Here is a 13,727-nt window from a genome sequence, read left to right as displayed (position 1 = left end):
AACAACACGCTGTCGAGAAGAATTCGCTGGTTCAGAAAGGGCACGGCTCTTCCTCAGACTTTCTTTACAGCGGGACGACCGAAGAGACCGTCCGGCTTCAATGTCAGTGCAAGGATGATCAGCGCAAAGACAACGATGTAGGTGGAAGATGAGCCCAGGTAGGCCGTTACCAGGGCTTCCGTCACCCCATAGAGAAAGCCTGCCAGCATGACGCCGGCTGCCGATGTCATGCCGCCCAGGATTGCCACCGCGAAGGCCTTGAGCCCAAAGAGCGTTCCCATGTCCGAATGCACGGAAAACAGCGGCGCGATCAAAAGACCGGCACATCCGGCAAGCATGGCCGAAATCGCAAAGGAACCGGACACCATCATGGTTGTGTTGATCCCCATGAGCCGTGCTGCCTGATTGTTCTGGACGACGGCAAGCAGCGCCCTGCCCTGCAAGGTCTTGCGGAACAGGAAGTGCAGCGCCAGAGCAACACCGATGGCGGCAATCGGAATAAGCAGTTGCTGCGGATAGATGCCCGTGCCGGCGAACTGCCAGGTGGTCTGCGCCAAAGGCGAAAACAATGTCCGCGGTTCGTTGCCGAAGCTGAAGAGGACGGCGTTGTCGAGAAAGATGCCGCCCGCGACGGTCGCCATCAGCCAGGCTTCCGAATTGCGTTCCACGAAGGGACGAACCAGAAGTATTTCAACAAGCACGCCAAAAAGGCCGCAGCAGGCGATCGCAAGCGGATAGGCGATCAGCCAGTTCAAGCCGAGCCGTTCGGTAAAGACAAAGCCCAGAACCGCGCCCAGCATGACAACGCTGCCTTGCGCGAAATTGACGGTGGAAGAAACGGAATAGGTGATCTGAAAGCCGAGCGCGATCAGCCCGTACATGCTTCCAAGGCCAATGCCGGTGACAAGGGCGGCGATCAAGAGGGTCATGGGTGGGTCCTGGCGGGTGAGACGGGATCAGGGCTAATTCAAAGGAAAGAAACCTCCCGCGGGCCTGCCGCGGGAGGTGACATCATCAATCTTCAATCGGGATGATTTCGCCTTCGACGAATTGCGCGAAGACATAGTCTTCAGGCGCGATCGCATCCTGGTCTTCCGGCGAGAACGGATCGGTGTAGGTCTTGATCAGGCCTTCGATGTTCTCGATGTCGTACATCGCCTGTCGGATAGCCGGACCATCGGTGGAACCGGCCTTCTCGATGGCAGCAGCCAGCAGAAGCATGGCGTCATAGGCATTGGCGATACCGGTTGCGGGTGTCACATCGGCCATGGTCTTGATTTCGGGAAAGCTTTCCTGAAGCTTCGAGAACATGGCCTCGCCCTTCGCATCGCCCTCCCGGAACAGGTAGGTCTGGATGAAGTGGAGCTTCTCGCCGCTCTTGCCGGCCAGTTCCGTGAACCGTCCGCCTGCCGGGCCCCAGTGCGATGCCATGGCAACATCCCAGCCCATCCGGTCGAGTGATTTCACCACCTGTGCGGTCGGGGCAACGTTTGCCACAACAAACAGGCCATCCGCGCCGTTTTCCTTGAGGCGCGTGAGCTGCGGTACGACATCGACGTCATTGGACTCGAACTTCTCGATACCCGCATGCTCCATGCCGCGCTTCTCGAGCGCTTTCAAAAGCCCCTTCTCGTTGGACTCGCCCCATGGGTTGTTGATGAGGATCATCCCCGGTTTCTTGGAGCCGTATTTGGTGACCAGATACTCGGTGATCGCTTCATCGACATATTCATCAACGGCGGAAACGCGGAAGATGTAGTTCTCTTCAGCACCGTTCTTGGTGATGCCGGTGCCTGCAGCCCACGGGCCGACAAAAGGCACCTTTGACTGGTTTGCAAAGGGAACGATTGCAAAGGAGACCGGTGTGTCCAGACCGCCGATCAGAGCCGCAACGCCTTCGCGCTGGACAAGCTCACGTGCGGCGACAAGCCCCTTTCCCGGGTTGCTTTCGTCATCGCGGCTTACAAGTTCAAGCGGTTTGCCCAGGACACCGCCCTTCTCGTTGATCTCGTCAATCGCGATGGTCAGGCCACGTGTAATTGCCTGTCCGGACTTGGCGGACTGACCGCTTAGCGCGGCAACAAGGCCGATCTTGATCGTATCGGCGGCGAAGGCCGGCAGGCTGGTGGCCAGGGCGAGGCCGACAGCACCTGACATCAGGACGCGGCGTGTCACCTTCGGAAATTTGCAAGCGGATTTCATGAACGGCTCCTCTGGTTTTCCGGACGACACGTCCGAACGACACATCAAGAGCAAGTCAGATGCCAGTTCAGCGATCGCTATACATTTCAATTACTTACCAAATTTCGGCCTTTACAAACCTTCGATGACATCAGAATTTCGCTTAAATTGCATGCAATCTTTGCATACAAAACTTGCATGCAAAAAACCGGACAGGATTTATGCTCCGGAAGGCCATTTTGAAAAGGACGACCCATGCAGGACGAAAACAAAGACACTCTTCCCGAGGAAGCGCAGATCGTCAGGGAATATCTCGACGCTTCCATGAAACCCGATCCGGATCTCGCTGCGACATACGTTGCCGACGATGTGACGATCACGTTTACGGGCGGACGGGTATTCAACCATCCCTCAGGTCCGACCGGCTTTAACGCGAAGCGGTACAAGTGGGTAAAGAAGAAGATGGACCGTTTCGACGTTGCTCGCGGGGCGGACGGGGTTGTCGTCTACTCTGTCGGGACGCTTTACGGTGAATGGCCGGACGGAACCGCCTTCGAAGGCAACCGGTATGTCGACCGGTTCGAAGTGCATGACGGCAAGATCACAAAGATGGATGTCTGGAACGACAGCGCGGAGCGAATTCTCACCCGCATGGGCATTGAAGCCTAGTCGTCTCCTCGAACGGCGCGAACGTAAGGTTCCAGGGCATCGAGATAGATGCCCTGCCCCTTGTTTTCGGGCTTGATCAGCGCCCGGTCCGCCACGGCCCCCAGGTGGTGTCGCATGAGATCCCTGGCCCGATCCTCATCGCCCTTGGAAAGAGCATCAATAATTTCCCGGTGCTCCTGGATCCCGCAATCAGTGGAATGCGGCCGTGAGTAAAGCGCCAGCGTCAACCCGCATCTATAGCCGACATCTTCCACGTAGCGGATCAGAACCGGACTTTCCGTGAGCTGCGCCATGAGAATGTGGAATTCCGTGGCAAGCCGGATGGAGACAGGCTCTGGTCCCTTTTCAGCGGCAATTTCCTTGTCGAGATGCGCATTCAGCGCATCAAGGTGCTTCTGGGAGAATTCAGCGCTCAGCCGGGACACCACGAGGTCTTCGATCTGGCATCGCAGATCAAACAGATCCCGCGCCTCTTCCAGGCTGGGGGTTGCGACAACGGCTCCCCTGTTCCGCCGCAGTTCGACAAGGCCTTCCGCTGCGAGCCGTTCCAGTGCCTGGCGCACGATCGTCCGGCTCGACCCGAAACGCTCACCCAGCGAATCTTCCGGCAGTTTCATGCCCGGTAACAGGGCACGCTCAAGGATGGCACTGCGCAGGGCTGCGCAAATTTGTTCGGAACGATTCATCAGTGCTTCGGATCACCAGCTGATTTGCCGCTCAAACAAATCAAATAGCTGCAGATTTGCCAAGTGTCCGAATGCCTCGATTTTCAGCTCCGGCTATTTCCCCTCGCACAGAGAAGACCTGATGGAATTCAAATCCTTCACCTTGCCCGGCCTGACGGCCTGCTGCCCGGAAGACCTGCCCCACTCCGATGAGGACCGGACCTTCCAGTCCGAGCAAATCGACACCGCGTTCAAGTTCGTCCAGTGTTCCCGACCAACTCTTTTCGTCGGTGCGGGATATTCCCGAAACGGCAACGACGGGGGTCGTTGCGGACAAACCCTCGGCAACAAGCCGGTCTCTGATACGGCCGGCCATGCGCGCCCCCATGTAGAAAACGGTCGTGGTGGCTGGGTCGGTGAGCGCAGCCCAATCTACGGTTTCCGGCAAATCTCCCTTGCGCGAGTGGCCAGTGACGAACCTGACCGACTGAGCATGGTCACGGTGCGTCAGGGAAACGCCCAGGCGTGCCGCCATGGCAGAAGCCGCAGTGATGCCGGGAACAACGGTTGCCGGGATGCCTTCGGCAGCAAGACGGTCGAGCTCCTCACCACCACGACCGAAGATCATCGGATCTCCGCATTTGAGCCGCACCACGTGTCTGCCCTGACGTGCCAGCGAAACCATCATGTCGTTGATGTCTTCCTGGCGGCAACTTTCCCGACCGCCTCTTTTTCCGACCAGCATCCGCCTGGCTTCTCGACGCGCAAGTTCGAGAACCGCGTCATCGACCAGATCATCGAAGAGGATGACATCAGCCGATTGCAGCGCACGCACGGCTTTCAGTGTCAGATATTCGGCATCGCCCGGCCCTGCACCCACAAGGGTGACTTTGCCTGCAGCAGACGTCCTCGCGTCCTCCAGAAGTACTTCGGCGAGATGTTCTTCCTCTTCAGGCGCCGAACTGCCCGAGAAGGCAAGTTCGGAGATCCGCTCCCAGAACCGGCGCCGCTGTGCCCCTGCGTCCAGCAGGGAAAGCGTCTTTTCCCGCAAACGGCTTGCCAGCTGCGCCCATCCTTGCAGACTTTCAGGCATCAGCGTCTCGATCCGCCGTCGGATCGCCTGGCCAAGGATCGGCGCGACCCCATTGGTCGAGATTCCGATCACGACCGGTGACCGGTTGACGATGGACCCGAACTGGAAGTCGCAATAGGCGGGGTTATCGATCACATTGACCGGAACTCCCGTGCGCCGCGCGGCCAAAACAAACGCTTCTGCTTCTTCGTCACTCTCTGCATCGGCAATCGCAAGGGCTGCGCCCTCGAAGCCTTGCTGCGACCAGCAGGACCGGTGATGTATGAAACGCCCCTTGATGCTGCCGGCCGCAAGAAGTGCCTCGAAAGCCGGCTCCAGCTCCTGTGCATGAACATGCACGTCTGCCCCGGCAGCAGCCAGCAGCTCCGCCTTCCAGGCGGCAGCTTCCGTGCCGCCTGCCAGCAGGACTTTTCTTCCTTCAAGCGGAAAGAACAGCGGCAGGCTTGCAAGAGCCCCCACGCGTGCCGGACGGCTCCGGCGCTTTACCTCAGCTGGCTTGCGCAATGTCGGCATCATCGAGGCTTTCCTTTGCAATTTCATCGAGAAGCGTCTGGATTTCCGAGCGGCAGGAGCCGCAATTCGTGCCGGCTTTCAGTGTTTCACCGATTGCACCTACACTTGTCGCACCGCAGCGTGCGGCTTCGGCAATCTGGTTGCAGCCGATCTGGAAGCAGGAGCAGACCAGTGCTCCCGGATCAGGCCTGTCTGCCGGCACCCGTCCGGCAAGAACCCGTGCCCGCTCCTGCGGCGAAACGGGCCCCTCACCCAGCAGCCCACAAGCCCATTGGCGCGAAACTTCCACCGGGGATGCGGAAAAGAAGAACGCTGCCTGCAGCACATCGTCCCGCCACTCAGCCAAACGTCTCCAGCCAGCGGCACCGTCCGATATATCGGTCGTCTCGTTGCTGGACGAGGTCAACGTAGCTGCGGTTTCCGCGAAATCGGCATCTGATTTCGCCGCGAACTCAAGCCGGTAACCGCCAGGAACAGGAGCAAGGGCCCAGTAGTCGGCAGCGATCTTCTCCGGTCGCTGGCGCAAGACGGCAAAACCGAACCAGGCCATTTTCGCTTTTGCCACAGCCACAGGCGTGAACTTGGATCCTGGTTGTCCGGAATGGGGGTCTGTCTCGGGCGCCATGACCGCATCGATGCGAGCTTTCGATGCAAGCTGGTCGGTCCAATGCATGGGCACGAAGACTTCTCCCGGGGCGACCCGGTCTGTCAGTAACGCCCGCACAATTACGGCCCCAAATGGGCTTTTCACCGTCACCAGATCTGCCGGGTCGATCCCGAGCTTTTCAGCATCGATCGGGTTGAGTTCGGCAAAAGGTTCGGCAATATGCGCGGTAAGGCGCGGCGTCTTGCCGGTGCGCGTCATGGTGTGCCACTGATCTCGGATCCGGCCCGTATTCAGGGAGAACGGATAGCGGCGCTCTGTTTGCCGCGGAGCCTTGAAAACGACAGGCACGAACTGTCCCTTGCCGTTGTCCGTGAAATACCCACCTCCGGCAAAGAACCTCATATCGGCCGGTGGCATCCCCGCCGGTTGCGGCCACTGAAAGGGCTCCAGAGCATCGAAAGCGGCATCGGTCACGTCCCGATAAGCGCCGATATCGAAATCCCGGCTGCCTTCATTCCGATAACCGGAAAGCTCCGCATGCTCACGGAAAATCGCCGCAGCCCCTTCATAGGAAAAGGCCCCGGCAAAGCCCATGCGCCTTGCGACTTCGCTCAGGTGCCACCAGTCGGGGCGAACCTCACCGGGAAGCTCCAGGAACGCACGCTGTCTTGAGATCCGGCGCTCGGAGTTGGTAACCGTCCCGTCCTTTTCACCCCATGCAGCTGCAGGCAGCAACACGTTCGCATAGGGAACCGTGTCGGCTGCCCGCGTTACTTCCGAAACGACAACAAAAGGACATGCTTCCAGGGCTTCTGCCACGCCATCTGCATCCGGCAGACTGTCTACCGGGCTTGTCGCCATGATCCAGAGCGCCTTGATCCGGCCTTCCCGCACGGCCTTGAAAAGCTCAACAGCTTTCAAGCCGGACCGATCAGCCACGATCGGACTTTGCCAGAAATCCTGCACAATCTGCCGGTGTTCGGCATTTTCCAAAGCCATGTGGCCGGCGAGCATATTGGCCAGTCCGCCGACTTCCCGGCCGCCCATGGCGTTCGGCTGACCCGTGACGGAAAAAGGGCCCATGCCGGGCTTTCCGATCCGTCCAGTTGCCAGATGTGTGTTGACGATGGAATTGACCTTGTCAGTCCCGACGACTGACTGGTTGACACCCTGGCTATAGACGGTGACCGTCTTTTCCGTCCGGGCAAACATCTTGTAGAAGAGTGCGATATCCTGGCGTGACAGGCCGGTCTTTTCGGCTATCTGGCCGATCTCGCAGGGTCCTGCAGCCTCAACTGCTTTCTCAAAGCCGTCCGTGAACCGATTGACATAGCTGTCATTCACGACAGACGCTTCCGCCAGAAAGGCGAGCAAACCGTTAAAAAGGGCAACGTCCGTATCAGGCTTCAATTGCAGATGCAGATCGGCAATGGCGCAGGTCGCTGTCTTGCGCGGGTCCACTACGACCACCCGCAACGCCGGGTTTGCAGCCTTGGCCGCTTCAAGGCGCTGGAACAGGACCGGATGACACCAGGCGAGATTGGAGCCGACCAGCACAACAAGGTCTGCCAGTTCAAGATCTTCATAGGTTCCCGGAACCGTGTCCGAGCCGAATGCCCTCCGGTGCCCGGCAACCGAAGATGCCATGCAAAGGCGGGAATTGGTGTCGATATTCGCCGAACCGATGAACCCTTTCATCAGTTTGTTGGCGACGTAATAGTCTTCGGTCAGGATCTGGCCGGACACATAAAACGCAACGCTGTCTGGTCCATGTTCCCGAATGGCATCCTGAAAGTTGCGCGCGACAAGATCGAGCGCGTCATTCCAGTTGGCGCGTTCGCCGTCGATTTCCGGATAGAGCAGTCTGTCATCCAGCGAAAGCGTTTCTCCAAGGGCCGAACCCTTGGAACACAGCCGGCCGAAATTGGATGGGTGCTTGGGGTCACCTGCAACAGTCACCGTCCCGTCCGGGTGCCGGGTCGCGAGGACGCCGCAGCCGACACCGCAATAGGGACAGGTGGTCCGGATTGTTTTTTCTTGTTCGGTCATGCCATCAATCCCGGTTCTTGATTTACCAGGCGTTGTAGCCAAGGTATTTGCCCGACATCTCGATCTTCACCCGGTCTCCCTTGGGGTTCTCAACACGGGTTACCGACATGTCGAAATCGATGGCCGACATGATGCCGTCGCCGAATTTCTCATGGATCAAAGCCTTGATTGTCGGGCCGTAGACACCGACGATTTCATAAAGACGGTAGATGCATGGATCCGTCGGCACGGTCTGCGACCAGATCTTTGTTGGGCTCTCCTGCAGTACCAGCGCTGCTTCTTGCGGCAGACCGAGTGTCTCCGTGATTGCCTTCGCCTTGTCTTCCGGCATGGCGTTCATGCCCATGGCCGCCGAATGGGTCCAGACAGGCGACATGCCGATCGCTTCGGCAATGCCTTCCCATGTGAGCCCCGCCTGGCGCTTCGCCGAAAGGATCATGCTGGTAACGTCTTCACGGGTAAGAGCGGTCATGAAAATCTCCTATGAATTGCCGAAGAGTTGAAACAAGAGGATGGCGCAGAGCACCGCGAGAACAGCAGAGACGATCTGCCAGAAGCGGACCGGATCCCGTTCCGCCAGAGGGACAAAACGATCTGAACTGAAGGCCGGGTTCGGGCGACGAAGATCTTCCAGGAAGGCGCTCAGCGCTTCGTAGCGCTTGCCCGGCTCGGGATGAACCGCGCGGCAAAGCGCACCATCGACCCAGTCCGGCACTCGTTCCGTGACAGCTGTCGCACTGCGATAGCGCAGTGCAGCCTGTGCCCGCTCACTCGTTGCCCTGGCAACGGCCGCACCATAGGGCAAACGCCCGGTCAGCATTTCATAGGCGATCACACCGAGTGAAAACTGGTCGCTGTACTCAGTCCCGAGGTAGCCGAGAAACACCTCTGGCGCGGTATATTGGTGGGTGCCCAGGATCTCACCCTTGTCGAGCGAAGGAGCGGCTTCCATCACGCCGGCGATCCGCACCGACCCGAAATCGATGATTTTTACCGTACCGGACGTGTCGATCATGATGTTTTCCGGCCGCAGGTCCTGATGGACCATTTCCTTGCGGTGGAAGGCCATCAATCCCCTGGCCACCTGCTCCAGAATCCCGCGCACGGTCTCAAGGCTGGGGTGAGGATTGTCGATCATCCACTGGCGAAGCGTCTGGCCTTCGACAAACTCCGTTGCCAGAAAAAGCGTCTGACGGCCCTGCGGATAGGTGGAAGCGTTCAACACATGCGGCGATGAAATCCGGCGTGCAACCCACTCCTCCAGCGCGAACCGGCGCAGATAGTCTTCCTCTCCGCGCAAATCGAGGGACGGAAACTTGAGCGCCACCGGTTCGCCGGTTTCTTCGTTTTCCGCAAGATAGATGTGGCTGCGGCTGGTGGCGTGCAGGCCGCGCAACAAACGGAACCCTTCATGACTGCCAGGCACCTTCGGCAGCGGTGCCGGTGGCAAGGTGCCTTCCCCGTTCAGGAGATCATCTGCACCGGGTTCCGCGATGTCGATCACTCGCACGATCTGAACGGTCAGATTATCGTTGCTGCCTGCAGCCAGCGCCTTTTCGACAAGTGTCCTGGCTGTCTGATCGAGAGCTTCGCCAGCCAGCAAGGCGTCGGCCATATCCTTCGCCCGCAAGAAGCCATGGACGCCATCCGTCGTGAGAACAAACAGATCGCCCGGACGAAGATCGAACACGGCATAATCGATATCGACAGATTGCCCGACCCCCAGAGCCCTGCCGAGATAACTCTCCTGTTCGGAAATCCGGACAGTGTGGTCTTCCGTCAGCTGTTCCAGGCTCTGGCCGGAAAGACGCCAGATGCGGCTGTCACCGACATGGAAGAGATGCGCCTTACGCCCCTTCAGGACCAGGGCAGAAAAGGTGCAGACATGGCCCCTGTCGAGATCATCGACCTGTTTCGTCTGGCTGAAAAGCCAGGAATTGGCGGCAGAGATCACCCGGACGGCAGAGGTCTTCACTGTCCAGGCTTCAGAGGTGCAATAGTAATCGGAGAGAAAGGATTTGACGGCCGCTTCGGCTGCGACATGCGCAACCGGACTGGAGGAAATGCCGTCCGCGACAGCAAGTGCGATGCCCTTGTGCACCAGGGCCGGGCCGTCCGGCACCATGGCGCCATGAAAGTCCTGGTTCAGGGCTTTCCGTCCGGCAGACGAATACTGGCCGGTCTCGACGCTCAAGGTGGTATGGCGGACTTGCATCAGCACGGGAAAAGGCTCCTCGGGAAAAGACGCTCCGCCGCCAGTGACGGCGGAGCGTCACACTTATTCGGCGGGCGCTGCGACCGGCGCCTTTTCGTAGCCTGCCTTGCGGGATGGTGATGTCTTGTAGTGGGTGGCGTAGATCATGCCGCCGACGAAGGTCAGGCCGCCGACCAGATTGCCGACAACAACCGGAATTTCGTTGTAGGCAAAGTAGTCGAACCAGGTGAAGTTGCCGCCAAGCATGATGCCCGAGGGGAACAGGAACATGTTCACGATGGAGTGCTCGAAGCCGAGATAGAAGAACACCAGGATCGGCATCCACATCGCCATGATCTTGCCGGAGACAGAGTTTGACATCATCGCGGCGACAACACCGGTCGAAACCATCCAGTTGCACATCACTGCGCGAATGAAGACCGTCAGCAGTCCCGCCCAGCCGGCGGCGGCATAGCCGAGCGTCCGGGTTTCACCGATCTGGCCAATCTTCTGGCCGACGGCGTTCGGTTCCTGGCTGAAACCCATGGTGAAGATGATCGCCATGAACACCGCCGTGGTCAGGGCACCTGCAAAGTTGCCGGTAAAGACCAGACCCCAGTTCCGGAACACACCGCCCCAGGTGCAGCCCGGACGTTTAGCGATCACGGCCAGCGGCGCCAGCGTGAACACGCCCGTCAGAAGGTCGAAGCCCAGCAGATAGAGCATGCAGAAGCCGACCGGGAACAGGATCGAGGCGACCAGGAAATTGCCGGTATTGACGGCGATGGTCACGGCGAAGGCGGCTGCAAGGGCCAGGATGGCGCCTGCCATATAGGCCCGAATAAGCGTGTCCTTTGTGGACATGAAGATCTTCGCTTCACCGGCGTCGATCATCTTGGTGGCAAATTCCTGTGGCGTTACATATGACATCTGAATTCCTTTCGCGAGAGTGCTCGGCCGGTCAGACGGCTTCGTGGGAATAGGAAAGGTCGACAAGGATCCGGCCGTCCTCCAGCCGGACGGGAAAAGCTGCCGTGCGGCCTTCGTCAGCTCCTTGCGCGGCTCCCGTTTCCAGGGAGATCACCCAGTTGTGCAACGGGCAGGTCACACATCCGTCATGCACAATGCCCTGACTGAGAGGCCCGTTCTTGTGCGGGCACTTGTCTTCCAGCGCAAAGACGTCGTCCTTGGCGGTGCGGAAGATGGCGATGGTCATTTCGCCATTCTTCACGCACCGCGCTCCCTCCCTGGGAATGTCTTCAAGGGTGCCGATATGGACCCAGTTACGGATGTCGGCAGTCATTCGGCAGCCTCCTTCGTCAGAACAGCCATCGGCTTGAATTCATGCTTGTCCTTGCCGGAGACACGCTCCGACCATGGGTCGACCTGGGCGAATTTCTGGGAGAAGACGAAACGGTCGAAATACGCCACGCGCATCGCCTTGTCGTCCATGATCTGGCGACGAATCTCCTCCAGACCTATGCGTTTCGCCCACTTGTAGATCCGCTCCAGGTAGTGGCCCTGCTCGCGGTACATCTGGGTGAGCGCAGCAACATGCTCGATCGCCTCGTCCTCGGTCTTCACCAGGCCCAGAACTTCCGTGCCCTTGATGTCGAGACCGGCAGCTCCGGCGAAATGGATCTCGTAACCGCTGTCGACGCAGATGATGCCGATATCCTTGCAAGTTGCTTCCGCGCAGTTTCGCGGGCAGCCGGACACCGCCATCTTCAACTTCGCCGGGGTCCATGAGCCCCACATGAACTTTTCCAGCTTGATGCCGAGACCGGTGGAATCCTGCGTGCCGAACCGGCACCAGTCCGTCCCGACGCAGGTCTTCACAGTTCTCAGACCCTTGGCGTAGGCCTGCCCGGAAACGAACCCGGCCTTGCCGAGGTCCGCCCAGACTGCCGGCAGGTCTTCCTTCCTGATGCCAAGCATGTCGATGCGCTGGCCACCGGTGCATTTCACCGCCGGAATGTTGAACTTGTCGACCACATCGGCAATCGCCCGCAGTTCCTTGGACGAGGTCATCCCGCCCCACATGCGCGGGACCACCGAATAGGTGCCGTCCTTCTGGATGTTGGCGTGGACACGCTCGTTGATGAAACGGGACTGGTAATCATCCGCATATTCATCCGGCCAGTCGGAGACCAGATAGTAGTTGAGTGCCGGCCGGCACTTGGCACAGCCGCCGGACGTGGTCCATTCCAGTTCCTGCATCACTGCCGGAATGGATTTCAGCTCCTTGGACTTGATCAGGCGGCGGACCTCGTCATGGCCCAGGTGCGTGCAACCACACATCGGCGTCACGGCCGCCGGGTTATAGGCATCGCCCAAGGTCACCTGCATCAGTTGCTCGACCAGCCCCGTGCAGGTGCCGCAGGAGTTCGAGGCCTTTGTGTGGGCCCGAACACCGTCCAGGGTCGTCAGACCCTTCTCCTTGATCGTCGTAACGATCTTGCCCTTGCATACGCCGTTGCAGCCGCAGATTTCCGCATCATCCGGCAAGGCTGCAACGGCCGCCGTAGGGTCCAGCGGGGACCCTCCCTGGTAAGCCTGACCAAAGATCAGCGTCTCGCGCATGTCCGAGACGTCGGTACCTTTTTTGAGGAGGTCGAAGAACCACGGACCATCGGAGGTCTCACCGTAAAGGACGGCACCGACGATCTTGTTGTCTTTCAGGACGATGCGCTTATAGACGCCGGCCGACGCATCACGCAGCACGATCTCTTCCCGGTCGTCGCCTTCGGAAAAATCGCCTGCCGAATAGAGATCGACACCTGTCACCTTGAGCTTCGTCGCGGTGACCGAGCCCGTGTATTCGGAAGAAGCGCCAAGCAGATTGTCGGCAATCACACCCGCCATTTCATAAAGCGGCGCGACAAGCCCGTAACACATGCCACGGTGTTCGACGCATTCCCCGAGCGAGAAGATGTCCGCATCGCTGGTGCGCATATCATCGCCAACCAGCACACCGCGATTGACGTCCAGCCCGACCTCCCTGGCAAGGTCGGCCGACGGGCGGATGCCGACGGCCATGACGATGATCGAGGCTTCGATCTCGGTGCCGTCGTCAAGGCGGACGCCCCTCACCCTGCCTGCATCATCACCCAGGATTTCATGACTGTTTGCCTTGGTGCGCACGTCGATGCCGCGGCGTTTGAATTCCGCTTCGAGCAGGAACCCCGCAGCCGGGTCGAGCTGACGTTCCATCAGGGTCGGCATCAGGTGCAGAACGGTTACGTCCATGCCCTGCATCTTGAGTCCGGCTGCCGCTTCAAGACCCAGGAGCCCGCCACCAATAACAACAGCGCGACCGCCGCGTTTGGCCGCATCCAGCATCTTTTCCACATCGTCCAGATCACGATAGGTCAGAACCCCGTCCAGATCCTTGCCAGGAAGCGGAATGATGAAGGGGGAAGATCCCGTCGCGATCACCAACTTGTCGTAAGAGGCGGTCACGCCGTTTTCCGAGGTCACCGTTTTGGCGTCCCGGTCGATCTCGGCAACCCGGGCTCCCTTGTGAAGCGTCACGCCATGTTCGGCATACCAGTCGTCGCCATGAGTGATGATGTCCTCGTATGACTTCTCGCCTGACAGCACGGGCGACAGCATCAGCCTGTTGTAGTTGACCCGCGGCTCTGCATTGAAAATGGTGACGTCATAAGCATCCCTGTCTTTTTCGAACAGGTTTTCGAGCATCCGCCCGGGTGCCATGCCGTTGCCGACGATGACAAGTTTCTGTTTTGTCATGGC

11 protein-coding genes are annotated in these 13,727 nt (G+C 59.2%); 1 reads left to right on the top strand and 10 read right to left on the bottom strand.

What is annotated here, in order from left to right; translation table 11 throughout:
- Nucleotides 1-53 precede the first annotated feature (53 nt).
- Nucleotides 54-929 (bottom strand): branched-chain amino acid ABC transporter permease, encoded by an 876-nt coding sequence (locus HEP89_RS19695; protein WP_023001132.1) that lies wholly within the window; start codon nt 927-929, stop codon nt 54-56.
- A gap of 85 nt (nt 930-1,014) precedes the next feature.
- Complete coding sequence (locus HEP89_RS19690; protein ID WP_055656609.1) at nt 1,015-2,202, bottom strand: ABC transporter substrate-binding protein; 1,188 nt, start codon at nt 2,200-2,202, stop codon at nt 1,015-1,017.
- A 234-nt stretch (nt 2,203-2,436) separates the two neighbouring features.
- Between HEP89_RS19690 and HEP89_RS19685 the strand changes: the two genes are divergently transcribed.
- Nucleotides 2,437-2,850 carry a nuclear transport factor 2 family protein gene (locus tag HEP89_RS19685; protein WP_168688140.1) on the top strand — a complete coding sequence of 138 codons (414 nt, stop codon included), beginning with the start codon at nt 2,437-2,439 and terminating at the stop codon, nt 2,848-2,850.
- Here HEP89_RS19685 and HEP89_RS19680 read toward each other — a convergent pair.
- The 8 genes from HEP89_RS19680 to nirB all read right to left on the bottom strand — a co-directional run bounded on the left by HEP89_RS19680 (nt 2,847) and on the right by nirB (nt 13,724).
- Complete coding sequence (locus HEP89_RS19680) at nt 2,847-3,536, bottom strand: GntR family transcriptional regulator (protein WP_023001129.1); 690 nt, start codon at nt 3,534-3,536, stop codon at nt 2,847-2,849. The two genes, HEP89_RS19685 and HEP89_RS19680, sit on opposite strands and share 4 nt — an antisense overlap.
- Before the next feature lie 40 nt (nt 3,537-3,576).
- Entirely contained in the window at nt 3,577-5,121 is a 1,545-nt protein-coding gene (cysG, locus tag HEP89_RS19675) for a siroheme synthase CysG (RefSeq protein ID WP_168692900.1), read from the bottom strand.
- Nucleotides 5,096-7,777, bottom strand: a complete 2,682-nt coding sequence (locus tag HEP89_RS19670) for a nitrate reductase (protein ID WP_168692856.1) — start codon at nt 7,775-7,777, stop codon at nt 5,096-5,098. Before HEP89_RS19670 ends, cysG begins: the two co-directional genes overlap by 26 nt.
- 22 nt (nt 7,778-7,799) lie before the next feature.
- Nucleotides 7,800-8,249, bottom strand: coding sequence for a cyanase (gene cynS, locus HEP89_RS19665; protein ID WP_023001126.1), 450 nt, complete (start codon nt 8,247-8,249; stop codon nt 7,800-7,802).
- 9 nt (nt 8,250-8,258) lie between these two features.
- Nucleotides 8,259-9,992 carry a bifunctional protein-serine/threonine kinase/phosphatase gene (locus HEP89_RS19660; RefSeq protein WP_168692899.1) on the bottom strand — a complete coding sequence of 578 codons (1,734 nt, stop codon included), beginning with the start codon at nt 9,990-9,992 and terminating at the stop codon, nt 8,259-8,261.
- A 63-nt stretch (nt 9,993-10,055) separates the two neighbouring features.
- Nucleotides 10,056-10,901 (bottom strand): formate/nitrite transporter family protein, encoded by an 846-nt coding sequence (locus HEP89_RS19655; protein ID WP_055654787.1) that lies wholly within the window; start codon nt 10,899-10,901, stop codon nt 10,056-10,058.
- Between the two features lie 31 nt (nt 10,902-10,932).
- Entirely contained in the window at nt 10,933-11,274 is a 342-nt protein-coding gene (nirD, locus tag HEP89_RS19650; RefSeq protein WP_197923253.1) for a nitrite reductase small subunit NirD, read from the bottom strand.
- Nucleotides 11,271-13,724: a nitrite reductase large subunit NirB gene (nirB, locus tag HEP89_RS19645; RefSeq protein ID WP_168692855.1), complete on the bottom strand. Its 2,454-nt coding sequence runs from the start codon at nt 13,722-13,724 to the stop codon at nt 11,271-11,273. The genes nirD and nirB overlap by 4 nt, the downstream gene beginning before the upstream one ends.
- Between the last annotated feature and the right edge of the window lie 3 nt (nt 13,725-13,727).

Source organism: Labrenzia sp. 5N (genome assembly GCF_012395805.1).
GTDB lineage: Bacteria > Pseudomonadota > Alphaproteobacteria > Rhizobiales > Stappiaceae > Roseibium > Roseibium algicola.
This window is presented reverse-complemented; position numbering and strand designations above follow the sequence as displayed.